Source organism: Comamonas odontotermitis (assembly GCF_020080045.1).
Taxonomy (GTDB): Bacteria; Pseudomonadota; Gammaproteobacteria; order Burkholderiales; family Burkholderiaceae_C; genus Comamonas; species Comamonas odontotermitis.
The window spans coordinates 47,295-62,381 of record NZ_CP083452.1 but is presented as its reverse complement, the minus strand read 5'-3'; the positions used below and the strand labels follow the sequence as shown (position 1 = coordinate 62,381).

Genomic DNA, 15,087 nt, shown 5'->3' with positions numbered 1-15,087 from the left:
CCCTGAACCAACACAACAAGTCAGGAATCGCCCGTGTCCAACCATCCATCCCCTGCTTTTCGCCTGCTGGCCGTTGCCAGCGCGGCGCTCGCGCTGACTGCCTGCAGCACCGTCCGTTTTGATGCAAGCGCCCTGACGGGCCAGCAGGTTGCCGCCGACAAGATCGGCCTGCCCACCAGCGGCGCCACGGTTACCAAGGTCGAGGCCGTCACCGCCGCCGATCCGGCCAAGGGCCCGCAGCCCCCTGCAGCCTTGCGGGCCGATGTGAGCATTGCCCCCGTTGACCCTGCAGCGCCCGCCATCAAGATGGCGCTCATCCTGCCGCAGGAATGGAACGGCAAGGTCGTGATGCTGGGCGGCGGCGGCTACAACGGCACGCTGCCCAATCTCTTCAGCTACCCGGCAGCGCCTGCAAGCCAAGGGCCGTATCCGCTGCTCTCGCAAGGCTACGCAGTGTTTGCCAGTGATTCAGGCCACCAGGCGGGCCCCGCAGGCAGCCGCGACGGCAGCTTTGGCATGAATGACGAGGCGGTGGCCAATTTCTCGGGCGCCGCGCTCAAGAAGGTGAGCGATGTGGGCGACGCCCTCATCACCCGCTTTTACGGCAAAAAGCCCAGCAAGCGCTATTTCATTGGCGGCTCCACCGGTGGCCGCGAGGCGCTGGCCGTGGCCCAGAAATGGCCCAGGGAGTGGGATGGCATCGTCGCCTGGTACCCCGCCTGGAACGCTGCCAGCCTGGATCTGCAGTTTGGCCGCATCAGCCGCGCCTTTGCCCAGCCTGGCGCCTACCCAAGCCTGGCACAGCGCAAGCTGCTGCGCCAGGTAGCCATTGCGCAGTGCGACGGACTCGACGGCGTGGTCGACGGCATCATCAGCAATGTGCCCGCATGCAACGCGCAGTTCGACCCCGCCAAGGCCCAGTTCGAGGGCAAGCCACTGCGCTGTGCCAGCGGAGGCAACGAGAGCGACCAGTGCCTGAGCGATGCCATGATTGCCGCCTTGAAGGTCTATGACAGCGAAATCCGCTTTGGTGCCAAGCTGGGCAGCGGAGAGACGCGGTACCCCGGCTTCAACATCTGGGGCACCGAACTGGGCGAGGAAGGCACGAGCCCGCTGCAACCCACGGTGAACCTGCTGGCCATGAACACCACGCCCCCCGCAAGCCCCGCGCCGCTCACCGCGCCGTACTGGGCGGTGTTCTGGGACCAGTGGGTGCGCCATTTCGTCACGCGCGACCCAGCCTTCAACAGCCTCACCCTCGACCCGCAGAACCCCGGCCCCTGGGCAGAGCGCATCAACCAGCTCGCCCAGTTGCAGGACATCAACAACACCGACCTGACGGCATTCAACAAGCATGGTGGCAAGGTGCTGATGGCGCATGGCGCGGCGGATGCCCTGGTCAGCACCCGCGCAACCGAGCAGTATTTCGACGGGGTCATCAACAAAATGGGCCGCCAGGTGGTGCGCCAGTTTGTGCGCTACTACGAAGTGCCGGGCTATGGCCACGCCGTCAGCACCACCTTCAACGCCAACTGGGACTCGCTGGCCGCGCTGGACCACTGGAGCACGACGGGCAAGCCACCGGAAAACCCTGTGGTGACCGATGCGAGCGGCGTGCCTGGCCGCACCCGCCCCCTGTGCGAATACCCGTTCTGGCCGCGCTACAAGGGCACGGGTGATGTGAACAAGGCCGAGAGCTTTATGTGCTGGATGGAGTGATTGCGCTTCATCCGTTGTCATTGAGAGAACTGCATGCGCCCTGCGGCAAGGGCCATGCAGTTTTTTTTCGCCACGCTACGGGAAGAAACGTATTACGGAAATTGTGACAATGTGCTGCAATTGATTCAATATATCTATTTATTGATAGTTTATGACAATTGACTTATATATTTCAATTAAATAATGGACGCCATCAGCAATTGATACGCACCGGTACCAACGCCCTGCCTTGCGTTCACATGCACGTTCAATTGCACCCTTGCTCATCTTTGTTATTGACCACGTAAACCATGTCCCCATCTTTCTTCCAGCGTGATGGCATGCGCCCAGCGCTGCCGGCAGCAGCGTTGCTCGCACTGTGTCTGGCCAGCGGCGGTGTCCATGCCCAGACCATCACCTATACCCCTGCAGCCCCACAAGCCGCCCCTGATGTAGTGCCTGCTGGCGTTGGCGCCATCAAGGTCATCGTCCGAGGCGGTGCGGGCGGAGCGGGTGCCTACGACGGCATCGTGGGGGGCAAGGGTGCAGCAGGCACGCAGGTGGACGCCATCATCCGTGTGCAGCCGGGTCAAACCATCACGGCAGTGGCCGCTGGTGGTGGGCAAGGTGGCGCTACCTATGGGCGTATCCGCAGCCTGAGTGGTGGCACCGGCGGCAGCGGCGCGGGTGCTGGTGGCAATGGCGCCGCCATGGGCCCCAGTTTTGTCAGCGGCGGCGGCGCAGGTGGCGGTGGCGCATCCTTTCTGAACGTGGGTGGCGCCTGGGTGCGTGCCGGCGGCGGCGGCGGTGGTGGTGGCGACTCCTTCCAGGCCGCCCCTGTGGCTGATGCATCGGCAGTCGCGCTGTTCACGCCCGAAGTGGCTGCATGCGCAACGCCCGCACCAGGCAATGCAGGTATCCAAGGCCCGGGTGACGGCGGCGGTGGCGGTGGCGGTGGTGGCGGCTACCAGGGCGCCGCAGGTACCGGCGGCACTTTTGGCATCGACACGTCACAAAGCGCAGGCTCCGGCGGCATGGGCGGCTCCTGCACCTATAGCGCCGCACTCAACACGATCAGCAGCCCAGTAGCAACGGTTCCGGGCTCGCCTACAACGCCGCCTCCCAATACCGACCCTGCCCCCAATGGCGTGGATGGCCTGGTGTCGTTTGAATACATCTACCAGCCCACCATCACCATCGCATGCGATAAATCGGCCCTGACGGACAGCGCCAACCAGCAATCGGTCTGCACCGTCACGGCCAGCACCCCGGCTCCGACCGGCGGTCTGTCCGTTCCATTCACCATTTCGGCAGCAGATCCGCAATACAGCACCCAAAGCTGCAACAGCCCGGTCGTGATCCCCGAAGGCCAGACCCAGGCGCCCGCATGCACCATCATTGCGAACGACAACCAGGTGGCGGGCGAAGCGCCGGTGACGGTCACCCTGCAAGTCACCGACAGCAACGATTACCTCACCGGCAATCCTGCGCAGGCGAGCGTCGTCATCACCAATGACGACAGCGGCACGGTCACGCCTCCGGCAACGCCGCAGCCCGTTCCATCGCTGGGCGGCTGGGCCACCTTGCTGCTGACCGGCGTGCTGGGTGTGCTGGTATGGATGCGCCGCAAGGCATTCATGAGTCTCTGAGCCAGATCGCTATCCAATCAATAGCTGCCTGCGCGCCACCAATGGGCGCCAGGCAGCTTTTTTCATATGCACCGCCGCAGCCTGGGCGGTTGCACTTCTTGCGCTTGCTTGCCGGTCATGCTGGCGGCGGAGGCGTCCGCTCACTCCGCCACGCGGGGGCGAACCAGCGCAGCCGCCTTCTTGGCATTGTCACGTGCGGCATCCGTATCTGCAGCACGCGCCAGCGCCACGCCCATGCGGCGGCGCTCAAAGCTCTCGGGCTTGCCGAACAGGCGCACTTCGGTACCCGGAATCTGCAGCGCAGCGTCCACACCATCGAACACGATGCCCTGCGCCTCGACGCCGCCATAGATCACGGCGCTGGCACCGGCGGTTTTCAGGCTGGTGTCCACCGGCAGGCCCAGGATGGCGCGGGCATGCAGCTCGAATTCGTTCTGCCACTGGGTGATCATCGTCACCATGCCGGTATCGTGCGGGCGGGGGCTGACTTCGCTGAACCAGACCTGGTCGCCCTTGACGAACAGCTCCACGCCAAACAGGCCCAGGCCGGCAGGCTCGTCATTCAAGCCACGGCCCAGATCGGTGGTGATTTCGCGGGCAATGTCCTGCGCCAGCGTGAGCGCAGCAGGCGCCATGCGGGCGGGCTGCCAGCTCTCCACATAGTCGCCCTTGACCTGCACGTGGCCGATGGGTTCGCAGAAATGGGTTTCGATCTGACCGGCAGCATTTTTCGCGCGCACGGTCAGCAGGGTGATTTCGTAATCAAAGTCGATGAAGCCTTCCACGATGATGCGGCCGCCCTGCACGCGGCCACCTTCCATGGCGTAGTTCCAGGCTTTTTCCACATCGGCGGGGCCGTCGATCTTGCTCTGGCCCTTGCCGGAACTGCTCATCACCGGCTTGACGACGCAGGGGTAGCCGATGCCGTTGTCGATGGCGGCCTGCAGCTCGGCCAGCGAATCACAGAACTGGTAGGGGCTGGTGGGCAGGCCCAGGGTTTCGGCAGCCAGGCGGCGAATGCCTTCGCGGTCCATGGTGAGGCGCGTGGCGCGGGCGGTGGGCACCACGCGCACGGTGCCAGCAGCTTCCAGCGCCTGCAGCGCGGGCGTGGCGATGGCCTCGATCTCGGGCACCACCATGTGCGGCTTTTCGGCCTCAATCAGCGCGGTCAGCTGGGCCGGGTCGCTCATGGCGATGGTGCGCGCATGGTGGGCCACCTGCTGGCCGGGGGCGTTGTCGTAGCGATCCACGGCAATGGTCTCCACACCCAGGCGCTGCAGCGCAATCAGCACTTCCTTGCCCAGCTCGCCACTGCCCAGCAGCATGACTTTGGTTGCGTTTTTGGAAAGCGGGGTGCCGAAGGTGGTCATATCTAGCCTTGTCGATGAAGGGCTGCAGCGCAGCGATGCGGGCGATTTTAGGTGCCCGGGCTTACCCCAGCGGCCCTGTCACCCAGTTTATGCGGCGGTGCAGCAGGGGCCGCTATGATGCTGGCGATGGCGGCGCAGCCGCTTTGGCCCAACAGCAAATCCAAAGGAAGACAGATGACGATCCAGACCGTAGGCGTGATTGGTGCAGGCACCATGGGCAATGGCATTGCGCAGACCTGCGCGGTGGCGGGCCTGCAGGTGGTGATGGTGGACATCTCCGACGCCGCCGTGCAAAAGGGCCTGGCCACGGTAGGCGCCAGCCTGGACCGCCTGATCAAGAAGGAAAAGATCACCGAAGCCGACAAAGCCGCCGCACTCGCCCGCATCAAGGGCTCGACCAGCTACGACGACCTCAAGGCCGCGCAACTGGTGATCGAGGCCGCAACCGAAAACTACGAGCTCAAGCTCAAGATTCTCAAGCAGGTGGACGACCTGCTGGCCCCCGAGGTGCTGCTGGCATCGAACACCTCGTCCATCTCCATCACCCAGCTGGGCGCAGCCACCAAGCGCGCGGACAAATTCATCGGCATGCACTTCTTCAACCCCGTGCCGATGATGGCGCTGGTGGAAGTGATCCGTGGCCTGCAGACCAGCGACGCCACGCATGACGCCGTCAAGGCCATGGCCGAGAAGCTGGGCAAGTCGCCGATCACGGTGAGGAACTCCCCCGGCTTTGTCGTCAACCGCATTCTGGTGCCGATGATCAACGAGGCCTTCTACGTGCTGGCCGAAGGCATTGCCTCCGCGCAGGACATCGACGACGGCATGAAGCTCGGCTGCAGCCACCCCATCGGCCCGCTGGCGCTGGCTGACATGATTGGCCTCGACGTGTGCCTGGCCGTGATGGAGGTGTACCTGAAAGACTTTGGCGACAGCAAATACCGCCCCTGCCCGCTGCTCAAGGAAATGGTGGCCGCAGGCCATCTGGGCCGCAAGACCGGCAAGGGCGTGTACCAGTACTGACCAGGGCCTGCCCTGGCGCACGCGCAGGGCTCCCGATCCACAGCCATGACCGCAAACGGCAAGCCATCCACCCTGCGCAAGGGGGTTCGGCTTGCCGTTGTGCTATTGGTGCTGGCGGGGCTGCTCGTGGGTTTTCGCCTCTGGAAGACCTCGCTGGAAAATGCCCCGGTGGATGCGAGCTACCGCGATTTCCTGGAATACGTTACCGCGCAGTCGCCTGCTGCACGGCTGTACCTGGGCCGCTACTACCAGCGGTATGCGCGCGATACCGTCGCCGCGCGCCACTTCTACCAGGTGTGCAGCAGCGTCACCCACCTGGCAGACCGGGACGGCGTGGATCTGCGAGGTAGCGCCTGGCACACCATGACCGATGCCTGCCGCAGGCCCATGACGGACGATGACATCCACATCCTGCCCTGACGCCAACGGGCAGTGAAGTCAGGCAGTGAAACCAGGCAATGAAGACAACCGGAGACAAGCCATGCCCAACAAGAACCTCTTCAAGCAAGCACTGGCAGCTGGCCAGACCCAGATCGGCCTGTGGTCGGCGTTTCCATCGCCGTATGTGGCCGAGCTGCTCGGCGGCAGCGGCTATGACTGGGTCATGCTCGACACCGAGCACGCTCCCAACGATGTGCCGCAGGTGATGGCGCAGTTGCAGGCGCTGGACGCCGCGCGCCAGCCGCGCCCCACCAGCGCCGTGGTGCGCCCGGCGTGGAACGATCCGGTGCTCATCAAACGCTACCTCGACATTGGCGCGCAGACCTTGCTGCTGCCCTTTGTGCAGAACGCGCAGGAGGCGCAGGCCGCCGTGGACGCCATGCGCTACGGCCCCGTGGGCATACGCGGCATGGGCGGATCGACCCGCGCCAGCAACTTTGGCCGCGATGGCGCCTATATCGCCGACGCGCACCGCGAGCTGTGCCTGCTGGTGCAGGTGGAAACCCGACAGGCGCTGGGCCAGATCGAAGCCATTGCCGCCGTGGATGGCGTGGATGGCATCTTCATCGGCCCGGCCGACCTCTCGGCGAGCATGGGCTACCCGGGGCAGATGCGCCACCCCGAGGTGGACGCTGCCATCAACCAGGCCATTGGCCGCATCCGCGCGGCTGGCAAGGCGCCCGGCATTCTGATGGTGGACGAGGCCCGCGCCCGCGAATGCATTGCGCTGGGCGCCCAGTTTGTAGCCGTCGGCATGGACCTGATCCTGCTGCGCACCGCCGCCGATGCCGTGGCAGCCCGCTTCAAGGACCAGAGCGGCATGGTGGTGCAGACTGCGTACTGATCCGGTACTGCCCAACGCATTGCAAAGGCATTGCAGAAGGTGATGCAGACGGCGGGCCGGGCCGCCCGTCGGCCAACGGGCCACAGCGCTCCTCCAGCCACTGAAAAGCCCGCTGCCAGCGAGCGACGCATCGCCCCTTTCCGGTTCATGGTCTTGTTCAATTAAATTGCACACAATTTAATTGCTGGCGATAATAACAGCCATGTCCAACGCCACCCCCACCACATCCAACGCGCTGCAGCTCGATCACCAGCTGTGCTTTGCGCTGTATTCCAGCTCGCTGGCAATGACCAAGCTCTACAAGCCCTTGCTGGAACCGTTGGGTTTGACCTACCCGCAATACCTCGCCCTGCTGGTACTGTGGGAGCACGATGGCTGCATGGTTTCGCAGTTGGGCGAGCGTTTGTTTCTCGACTCGGGCACCCTCACCCCGCTGCTCAAGCGCATGGAAGCTGCCGGTTGGCTGCAGCGCCAGCGCGATGCGCAGGATGAACGGCGCGTGCGCGTCACCCTCACGGACGCGGGCCGCGCCCTCAAGACCCAGGCCGCCGCCGTGCCCGCCTGTGTGCTGGCGCGCAGCCAGTGCACCGTGCAGGAGCTGCAGGCCCTGACCCAACAGATCCAACAGCTGCGCGATCGTTTGACCGCGCAGCCGTCCACCGCTTCGTTGTGAAGCACTTTTCGCCCATCCTCAACCAGGAGTTCACCATGGCCAATCTCGACAAAGTTCTGTACACCGCACGCGCCCACAGCACCGGCGGGCGCGAAGGCGTCTCGCGCAGCGACGACGGCAAGCTCGACATCACCCTGACCGCCCCTGGCGGCAAGGGCGTCAACCCCGAGCAGCTGTTTGCCAGCGGCTACTCGGCCTGCTTTCTGGGCGCGATGAAGGCCGTCGCCGGTCGCCAGAAGATCACCCTGCCAGCCGACACCTCGATTGACGCCGAAGTCGATCTGGGCCCCGTGGGCGACGTGTTCGGCATTGCCGTGCGCATGACCATCCACCTGCCCGGCATGGACAAGGCCGCCGCCGAAAAGCTGGTGCACGATGCCGACCTGGTCTGCCCCTACTCCAACGCCACGCGCGGCAACATCAACAAGACCTTGACCGTGGGCTGATGGCCCGCCAGCGCTAAGAACGTGTTTACGATCTCTACGCAGCCGCGTTGGAGTGCAATCGGGATGAGTTCGAAGCGCTGGGCCGCAGCTTGCACCGGGGTGCAAGCAAGGGACAGCGCGCAGAAATCGCCCGATTTCACTCCAACCCGGAGGGACAGTGGTTTTGCGGGCGGTCTGCGTCGTTGCAAATCCTCGCAATAGCGGGGCTATTGCTGCGGTATTGCGCCTCGCATCCCCTCCCGCAAAGCCACTGTCGCGGCGCGAGGAGATCGTAAACACGTTCTAAACTCTCAAATCAATAGCAGCCTGCGCTTGCCTTTGGGGCGGCGCAGGCCTTTTTGTTCAATTTTTCCACCCTGTACACCCATGCCCCTCTTCACTCCTGCGCACGGCGCAAGCGCCCCATGAGCTGGGTGTATCTGCTCACCGCCATCGTGGCGGAAGTCATTGCCACATCGGCCCTCAAGGCAAGCGACGGCTTCAGCAGGCTATGGCCCTCGGTCATCACCGTGGCGGGCTACACGGTTGCGTTCTACTGCCTGTCGCTCACCCTGCGCAGCATTCCGGTGGGCATTGCCTACGCGATCTGGTCGGGCCTGGGCGTGGTGCTCATCACCATTGCCGCCTGGGTATTGTTTGGCCAGAAGCTGGATCTGCCTGCACTCATCGGCATGGGGCTGATCGTGGCAGGCGTGGTGGTGATGAATGTCTTCTCCAAGGCCGTGGGGCATTGACCGCAGCCCCCCTCAAGCGTTTCTCGACAGTTGGCGCACCGCGCTGCGGCAAGATGGCGGCATGAACGACATCAGTTTTGACGATTTTCTGAAGGTGGAGCTGCGCGTGGGCCGGGTGCTCGCCGCCGAGGTGTTTGCCGAGGCGCGCAAGCCCGCCTACAAGCTGCAGGTCGATTTCGGCCCCGAGATCGGCATCCGCAAATCCAGCGCGCAAATCACCCAGCTCTACCAGCCGCACGATCTGGTGGGCAGGCTGGTGGTGGGCGTGGTCAACTTTCCCAAAAAACAGATCGGGCCGCTCATGAGCGAGTGCCTGATCACCGGCTTTCACAACGCCGACGGCCATGTGGCGCTGTGCGTGCCCGATGGCGATGTGCCCCTGGGTACTCGCCTGCTGTAGCGCTGTTGTCCCTGCACGACAGGGCGGCAGCGGCTGAGAGCGCCCTTTTACAATGCAGCCACACTATCCATAACAAGGGTTGCATATGCCGTATCTGGGCGCGGGCGCACACATCATCATTGCCATTTTCTTTGCCATTCATGCCGTGCGCACCGGGCAGAACAACTATTGGCTGTTCATCCTGCTGGCATTTCCGTTTCTGGGCAGCGTGGTGTACTTCTTCGCCATCTTCCTGCCCAGCTCGCGTCTGCAGCGCCACGCGCGCCAGCTGGCCAGCAGCGCTGTCAAGGCGCTGGATCCGACGCGCGAAGTGCGCGAAGCCCAGGCCGCCTACGACTACAGCCCCACGGCGCAGCATGAAATCCGCCTCGCACAGGCACAGCTGGCCGTTGGCAATGCTCAGCAATCGCTGCGCCACTTTGAAGCGGCAATGAAAGGCCCGTTTGCCACTGACCAGGACATCCGCTGGGGCGCCGCGCAAGCCGCCTACCATGCGGGTGAGCCCCGCACCGCGCTGCAATACCTCAAGACCATTGCGCAGACCGATGTGCACTACCGCGCAGAGCCCGTGGGCCTGCTGATTGCCAAGTCGTACGCGATGCTGGGCGACCAGGAGATGGCGCGCAAGAGCTTTGATTTCGTGCGCGAGCAATCGGGCGGCTTCGATGTGATCGCCGAATACGCAATCTGGGCCGCAGAGCAGGGCGACTGGGCCACGGCCAACCGCCTCAAGGCCGACGCCGACAAGGCCATGACGCACTGGAGCGGCCAGCAACGCCTGCTGAACAAGGAAATGCTGCTGCGCCTCAAGGCGGCGTTTGCCAAGCAGGGCAAGTAAAGCAGCACTCGGTAGCTATTGAGGCTGTTTTTGGCCTCCAGCGCTTATCCACCAAACGCTATCAGCTATTGTTTTTGATATTACGAAACGCCCGTGCTTTGCGCTTGCACAGCACGGGCCGCAATGCCCTCGGTAAAATCGGCGGCTATGGCAAAAATCATTGTTCTGGCCCTGGTGCTGCTCTTCTTTGGCTGCGGCCTGTACATGCACCTGCGTGGCAAGGTGCGGCACAAGGTGCTGCGCCAGCTGTTTGACCACTCCACCTTCACGGCGCCGTTCAACGTCTTCATGTTGGTGTTCAGCAAGGTGCCACGCACACCCTACCTGCCCACCAGCACCTTCCCCGAGCTGGCACCGCTGCAGGCCAACTGGCGCGAGATCCGCGAAGAAGCCATCAACCTGCAGAAAAACATGCAGATCAAGGCGGCGGCCAACAACGACGACGCGGGCTTCAACTCCTTCTTCAAGACCGGCTGGAAGCGCTTCTACCTCAAGTGGTATGGCGACGCCCACCCCTCGGCCATGGAGCTGTGCCCCAAGACCACGGCGCTGGTCAAGGCCATCCCCAATGTGAAGGCCGCCATGTTTGCCGAGCTGCCACCCGGCGCCAAGCTCAACCTGCACCGCGATCCGTACGCGGGCTCGCTGCGCTACCATCTGGCCGTGCTGGCGCCCAACGATGACCGCTGCATGATCGAAGTCGATGGCCAGCCGTACAGCTGGCGAGAGGGCGAAGGCGTGATCTTCGACGAGACCTATATGCACTGGGCAGAAAACCGCAGCGAAGGCAACCGCATCGTGCTGTTCTGCGATGTGGAGCGCCCCATGACCAACGGCTTTGCCCAGTGGCTCAACCACTGGCTGGGCAAGAATGTGGTCGCTGCCGCCAGCTCCCCCAACAACGAGGGCGACCCGCGCGGCTTCATCAGCCGCATCTTCAAAATCTCGTTCTACATGGGCCAGTGGCGCCGCCGCTACAAGGCCTGGAACAAAACCGCCTACAAACTCACCAAGTTCGGCCTGATGCTGGCCGTGGCAGCGCTGTTTGTATGGTGGCTGTGGCCCGCTTGAAGGGCCCAATCTTGATCACTGCAAAAAGCCACTGGTGCGCAAACGCCCAGCGGCTTTTTTCTTTTATATGATTGGCTTGGCCCCCAGCGCCTCCCTGGAGACTCCATGCGTTCCTTTTGTCTTACGTTGTTGTTGATTGCAATCTACCCGTTCGCAGGTGCGCAGACGCTGTACAAAACGGTGGGGGCCGACGGCAAGGTGGTCTACAGCGACCGGCCCCCTGCCGAAGGCAACGCCCAGGCCCTGCAGCAGGAGCAATTGCCGATCAGCATCGTGCCGGGCATGCCACCGGCACCCGCAGGCAAGGCGACCGCGAAGAAGGCGGTGGTGCAGCATGGCCAGGCCGTGCTGTACATGGCGCAATGGTGCGGCTACTGTCGGCTCGCGCGCGCCTATCTGGCCAAAAACCAGATCGCCTACCGTGAAATCGATATCGACACGCCAGACGGCAAGGCCGCTTTTGCAGAGATCGGCGGCCGGGGCGTACCGGTGCTGCTGGCAGACGGCCAGCGGCTGGCGGGGTTCCGCGAATCCAGCTATGACGCGCTGTTTGCCAAGCGCAAGGCTGCAGCGGGCAAGAAATAAGGCAAAACTGGCCCCTGGCACCCGCCCATCAAGCGCGATACGCTACACAAATAATAGCAACCTACAAGGTCTTGCGCAGGCTGGCCGCCGGAATACGCAAGGCTTCGCGGTACTTGGCGACCGTACGGCGCGCGCACTCGATGCCCTGCTCCTGCAGCAGATCGGCGATCTTGGCATCGGACAGCGGCTTTTTCGGGTTTTCCTCGTCCAGCAGCTGCTTGATCAGCGCCTTCACCGCCGTGCTGGAGGCGCTGCCCCCGGTTTCGGTGCCCAGGCCCGAGCCAAAGAAGTACTTGAGCTCAACCGTGCCCTGGGGCGTTGCCATGTACTTGGCCGTGGTCACGCGGCTGATGGTGGATTCGTGCAGGCCCAGCTCATCGGCGATCTCGCGCAGCACCATGGGGCGCATGGCAAGCTCACCATGTACGAAGAAGTTGCGCTGCCGCTCCACAATGGCCTGCGACACCCGCAGGATGGTGTCGAAACGCTGCTGGATGTTCTTGATGAACCAGCGCGCCTCCTGGAGCCGTTGCTGCAGTGCACCATGGCCTTCGCTGCCCTTGTGGCTGCGCAGGGCGTTGGCGTACACCTCCTGCACGCGCAGGCGCGGCATCACTTCGGCATTGAGCTGCACGCTGAAACCCGGCACAGGCAGGCCGCGCTCGTTGCTGGGGCGCACGATGATGTCGGGGATGATGGCGTTGCGGTCAACGTCTGCATATGGGCGGCCCGGGCGTGGCTCCAGCTTTGCAATCACCGCCAGCGCGCTGCGCACGGCAGCTTCGCTGCAACCCGTCAGCTGCATGAGCTTGCGCACATCGCGGCGCGCCAGCAGGTCGAGCGATTCCTGGCACACGAGCAGCGCAGTCTCCAGGGCCAGCGCATCGGCCTCGGGGTCGGCGGAGCCTTCGTCGTCCAGCAGACGCTGGCGGGCCTTGATCTGCAGGGCCAGGCATTCTGCCAGCGTGCGGGCGCCCACGCCCACCGGCTCCAGGCTTTGCAGCAGGCGCAGCGCCACGGTCAGGTGGTGCAGCAGCGCGTCATAAGCGTCTGGATCACTGGCGTCCCCAAAGCTCTGGGCCAGCTCGGCCAGGGTCTCTTCGAGGTAGCCGTCGTCGTTCAGCGATTCGATCAGGAAGTACAGCGCAGCGCGGTCTTCCGGGCACAGCCGCAGCGACAGCGCCTGGCGGTGCAGCACATCCTGCAAGCTGATGTGGACCGAGCTGCGGTCCGATGCGGGAGTTTCTTCTTCGTCATCTGCCGCGCTGGCACGGGCTGGCACATCGCCGCCCCATTCTTCCCAGTCGGATGCAGAGTCGCCCGCAGCCGCTTCGGCGTCTGCACCGGTTTCCTTGCCTGCGGCAAAGTCCAGGGTTTCGCCGCCAGCGTAATCTGGTTCAAAATCAGATTCAGTGCTTGCTGAATCTGCAGAAGAAGCTACTTTTTCAGGAGCATTTTCTGCGCGATCATCGCCTGCGTCCGCGCTGGCGCCCGGCACATCGGCAGGTGCCGCTGCAGCGTCCGGCTCCGCAGCAGCCTCGTCCGCATCCCGCTCCAGGAACGGGTTTTCGTCGAGCATCTGCTCCACTTCCTGCGACAGCTCCTGGGTGGACAGTTGCAGCAGCCGGATGGACTGCTGCAGCTGCGGCGTGAGCGTGAGGTTCTGCGAGACGCGCAGTGACAGCGAGGGCATCATAGCGAGCCCCCTTGCATGGCAATGTATGCGCTTGCTATGAAACGGTTGTGTGACCGGCCAGCCACCGCGCGAACAACGCGTTGCCAGCCAGGTCTGCGTGCATCACATGCGGAAATGCTCACCCAGGTACACCCTCCTCACATCGGCGTTTTCCACAATCTCTTGCGGCGTCCCGGCTGCCAGCACCTTGCCATCACTGATGATGCAGGCGTGGTCGCAAATGCCCAGGGTTTCGCGCACGTTGTGGTCAGTAATCAGCACGCCGATGCCACGGTCTCTCAAAAAAGCGACGATACGCTGGATCTCGATCACCGCAATCGGGTCAATGCCCGCAAACGGCTCGTCCAGCAGAATGAAACGGGGCTGCGTGGCAAGCGCCCGTGCAATCTCGACACGGCGACGCTCGCCGCCGGAGAGTGCAACGGCCGGCGACTCACGCAAGTGCTCTACACGCAGCTCCTGCAAAAGCGCCGTCAGCTGGCGCTCCACCTCATCGCGTGGCAATGGCTTGCCATTGGGGCCTTTTTGCAGCTCCAGCACGGCGCGCACATTGTCCTGCACGCTGAGCTTGCGGAAGATCGATGCTTCCTGCGGCAGATACGACAGGCCCAGCTGCGAGCGCTGGTGAATCGGCATGTTGGCCACCGAGTGGCCGTCGATGCGGATGTCACCGCCATCGCTGCGCACCAGGCCAACGATCATGTAGAACGATGTGGTCTTGCCCGCGCCATTGGGGCCGAGCAGGCCAACGACCTCGCCCTTGCGCACCGACAGCGACACATCCTTGACGACCTTGCGGCTGCCATAGGATTTTTCGAGGTGCAGCACTTCGAGCTGGCTGCGATGGTCGCTGGCTGCCGCCTTGGCGTTGACCGAGATTCCCGACGAAGTTTCAGCCACGGTCACTTGGCTCCGTCATTGAGTTGGGTGCTCGGGCGCAGCTTTTCCTTGTCGTCCGCAGCGGGCTTGGCCTTGCCTGCGTCCGCTTTCGCATCGGCCTTTTCATCGGCCTTGGGCGTCAGGATCACGCGTACGCGGCCATTCTTGGGCGCACCGGGCTTGGTTTCTGCCGTCTGCTCGCCCTTCTGGCCATTCACGGTAAAGGTGTCGGTCAGGTTGTTGTAGACGATGACCGAGCCGCTGACCTGGTCGGTCAGGGTGGTTTCACGGTAGCGGCGCAACTCGCCCCGGCGCTCGAAGTGCACGGTATCGTCGCGACCGTTGTAGGTGATGACTTCGCCTTCGCCTTCGACAAACTCGGACGGCGCGCCAGGTGCGGTGTCGCGCTTCTGGCGGAAGAACGCCAGCTTGCCGGGCGCCGCCGTCACCACACCGTGCTGGTAGCCATCGCGGTCCTGGCTGACGGTCAACTGGGCGCCGCGAATGATGATGGTGCCCTTGGTCACCACGACATTGCCGGTGAAGACGCTGGTCTGCTTGAGCTCATCGTGCGTACCATTGTCCGCCTCGATGTTCATGGGCTTGGTGCGGTCGGCGCGCTCGGCGTGCGACAGCAATGGCAGCGCCAGCACAGCCGCCATCAACAGGGTGGAAAAAATACTAGGTCTCATAAGGCATGAATCTTGCTCTTACCCATTGTAGCCATGCTGAGGGGCCTG

General features: G+C 63.7%; 16 protein-coding genes. 12 read left to right on the top strand and 4 right to left on the bottom strand.

What is annotated here, in order from left to right:
• Positions 1 to 33 precede the first annotated feature (33 nt).
• Positions 34 to 1,719 (top strand): tannase/feruloyl esterase family alpha/beta hydrolase, encoded by a 1,686-nt coding sequence (locus tag LAD35_RS20565; protein WP_224153101.1) that lies wholly within the window; start codon positions 34 to 36, stop codon positions 1,717 to 1,719.
• A 290-nt stretch (positions 1,720 to 2,009) separates the two neighbouring features.
• Positions 2,010 to 3,347, top strand: coding sequence for a hypothetical protein (locus tag LAD35_RS20560; RefSeq protein WP_224153226.1), 1,338 nt, complete (start codon positions 2,010 to 2,012; stop codon positions 3,345 to 3,347).
• 140 nt (positions 3,348 to 3,487) lie between these two features.
• Here the strand turns inward: LAD35_RS20560 and purT are convergent, their stop codons facing one another.
• A complete protein-coding gene (gene purT, locus LAD35_RS20555; RefSeq protein WP_224153100.1) occupies positions 3,488 to 4,717 on the bottom strand; it encodes a formate-dependent phosphoribosylglycinamide formyltransferase in 1,230 nt (409 codons plus the stop codon).
• A gap of 126 nt (positions 4,718 to 4,843) precedes the next feature.
• On the opposite strand from purT, the gene LAD35_RS20550 reads away from it, so the two are divergent.
• The 10 genes from LAD35_RS20550 (at position 4,844) to LAD35_RS20505 (ending at position 11,772) form a co-directional block, all read left to right on the top strand.
• A complete protein-coding gene (locus LAD35_RS20550; RefSeq protein ID WP_224153198.1) occupies positions 4,844 to 5,740 on the top strand; it encodes a 3-hydroxybutyryl-CoA dehydrogenase in 897 nt (298 codons plus the stop codon).
• 45 nt (positions 5,741 to 5,785) lie between these two features.
• The gene (locus LAD35_RS20545) at positions 5,786 to 6,160 is read left to right on the top strand and encodes a hypothetical protein (protein WP_224153099.1); all 375 of its coding nucleotides are present in this window, start codon (positions 5,786 to 5,788) and stop codon (positions 6,158 to 6,160) included.
• Between the two features lie 61 nt (positions 6,161 to 6,221).
• Complete coding sequence (locus LAD35_RS20540) at positions 6,222 to 7,025, top strand: HpcH/HpaI aldolase family protein (RefSeq protein ID WP_224153098.1); 804 nt, start codon at positions 6,222 to 6,224, stop codon at positions 7,023 to 7,025.
• A 202-nt stretch (positions 7,026 to 7,227) separates the two neighbouring features.
• Complete coding sequence (locus tag LAD35_RS20535; RefSeq protein WP_224153097.1) at positions 7,228 to 7,698, top strand: MarR family winged helix-turn-helix transcriptional regulator; 471 nt, start codon at positions 7,228 to 7,230, stop codon at positions 7,696 to 7,698.
• Between the two features lie 35 nt (positions 7,699 to 7,733).
• The gene (locus tag LAD35_RS20530) at positions 7,734 to 8,144 is read left to right on the top strand and encodes an organic hydroperoxide resistance protein (protein WP_184708797.1); all 411 of its coding nucleotides are present in this window, start codon (positions 7,734 to 7,736) and stop codon (positions 8,142 to 8,144) included.
• 404 nt (positions 8,145 to 8,548) lie between these two features.
• Entirely contained in the window at positions 8,549 to 8,878 is a 330-nt protein-coding gene (locus tag LAD35_RS20525) for a DMT family transporter (RefSeq protein ID WP_224153096.1), read from the top strand.
• Positions 8,879 to 8,939: 61 nt separating this feature from the next.
• On the top strand, positions 8,940 to 9,278 hold the full coding sequence (locus tag LAD35_RS20520; RefSeq protein WP_184708793.1) for a tRNA-binding protein: 339 nt from the start codon (positions 8,940 to 8,942) through the stop codon (positions 9,276 to 9,278).
• 85 nt (positions 9,279 to 9,363) lie between these two features.
• A complete protein-coding gene (locus tag LAD35_RS20515) occupies positions 9,364 to 10,116 on the top strand; it encodes a hypothetical protein (RefSeq protein ID WP_224153095.1) in 753 nt (250 codons plus the stop codon).
• A gap of 147 nt (positions 10,117 to 10,263) precedes the next feature.
• Positions 10,264 to 11,187: an aspartyl/asparaginyl beta-hydroxylase domain-containing protein gene (locus LAD35_RS20510; RefSeq protein ID WP_224153094.1), complete on the top strand. Its 924-nt coding sequence runs from the start codon at positions 10,264 to 10,266 to the stop codon at positions 11,185 to 11,187.
• 105 nt (positions 11,188 to 11,292) lie between these two features.
• Positions 11,293 to 11,772: a glutaredoxin family protein gene (locus LAD35_RS20505; protein ID WP_224153093.1), complete on the top strand. Its 480-nt coding sequence runs from the start codon at positions 11,293 to 11,295 to the stop codon at positions 11,770 to 11,772.
• 61 nt (positions 11,773 to 11,833) lie between these two features.
• On the opposite strand, the gene rpoN is transcribed toward LAD35_RS20505, so the two are convergent.
• The 3 genes from rpoN to lptA all read right to left on the bottom strand — a co-directional run bounded on the left by rpoN (position 11,834) and on the right by lptA (position 15,039).
• The gene (gene rpoN / locus LAD35_RS20500) at positions 11,834 to 13,468 is read right to left on the bottom strand and encodes an RNA polymerase factor sigma-54 (protein WP_224153092.1); all 1,635 of its coding nucleotides are present in this window, start codon (positions 13,466 to 13,468) and stop codon (positions 11,834 to 11,836) included.
• Between the two features lie 102 nt (positions 13,469 to 13,570).
• Complete coding sequence (gene lptB, locus LAD35_RS20495; protein WP_377779608.1) at positions 13,571 to 14,347, bottom strand: LPS export ABC transporter ATP-binding protein; 777 nt, start codon at positions 14,345 to 14,347, stop codon at positions 13,571 to 13,573.
• 23 nt (positions 14,348 to 14,370) lie between these two features.
• The gene (lptA, locus tag LAD35_RS20490; RefSeq protein WP_224153090.1) at positions 14,371 to 15,039 is read right to left on the bottom strand and encodes a lipopolysaccharide transport periplasmic protein LptA; all 669 of its coding nucleotides are present in this window, start codon (positions 15,037 to 15,039) and stop codon (positions 14,371 to 14,373) included.
• Between the last annotated feature and the right edge of the window lie 48 nt (positions 15,040 to 15,087).

Bases quoted from the DNA above. Each gene is read 5' to 3' on its own strand.
- LAD35_RS20560 (WP_224153226.1), top strand. From the start codon at position 2,010: ATGTCCCCATCTTTCTTCCAGCGTGATGGCATGCGCCCAGCGCTGCCG.
- purT (WP_224153100.1), bottom strand. From the start codon at position 4,717: ATGACCACCTTCGGCACCCCGCTTTCCAAAAACGCAACCAAAGTCATG.
- LAD35_RS20550 (WP_224153198.1), top strand. From the start codon at position 4,844: ATGGCGGCGCAGCCGCTTTGGCCCAACAGCAAATCCAAAGGAAGACAG.
- LAD35_RS20545 (WP_224153099.1), top strand. From the start codon at position 5,786: ATGACCGCAAACGGCAAGCCATCCACCCTGCGCAAGGGGGTTCGGCTT.
- LAD35_RS20540 (WP_224153098.1), top strand. From the start codon at position 6,222: ATGCCCAACAAGAACCTCTTCAAGCAAGCACTGGCAGCTGGCCAGACC.
- LAD35_RS20535 (WP_224153097.1), top strand. From the start codon at position 7,228: ATGTCCAACGCCACCCCCACCACATCCAACGCGCTGCAGCTCGATCAC.
- LAD35_RS20530 (WP_184708797.1), top strand. From the start codon at position 7,734: ATGGCCAATCTCGACAAAGTTCTGTACACCGCACGCGCCCACAGCACC.
- LAD35_RS20525 (WP_224153096.1), top strand. From the start codon at position 8,549: ATGAGCTGGGTGTATCTGCTCACCGCCATCGTGGCGGAAGTCATTGCC.
- LAD35_RS20520 (WP_184708793.1), top strand. From the start codon at position 8,940: ATGAACGACATCAGTTTTGACGATTTTCTGAAGGTGGAGCTGCGCGTG.
- LAD35_RS20515 (WP_224153095.1), top strand. From the start codon at position 9,364: ATGCCGTATCTGGGCGCGGGCGCACACATCATCATTGCCATTTTCTTT.
- LAD35_RS20510 (WP_224153094.1), top strand. From the start codon at position 10,264: ATGGCAAAAATCATTGTTCTGGCCCTGGTGCTGCTCTTCTTTGGCTGC.
- LAD35_RS20505 (WP_224153093.1), top strand. From the start codon at position 11,293: ATGCGTTCCTTTTGTCTTACGTTGTTGTTGATTGCAATCTACCCGTTC.
- rpoN (WP_224153092.1), bottom strand. From the start codon at position 13,468: ATGATGCCCTCGCTGTCACTGCGCGTCTCGCAGAACCTCACGCTCACG.
- lptA (WP_224153090.1), bottom strand. From the start codon at position 15,039: ATGAGACCTAGTATTTTTTCCACCCTGTTGATGGCGGCTGTGCTGGCG.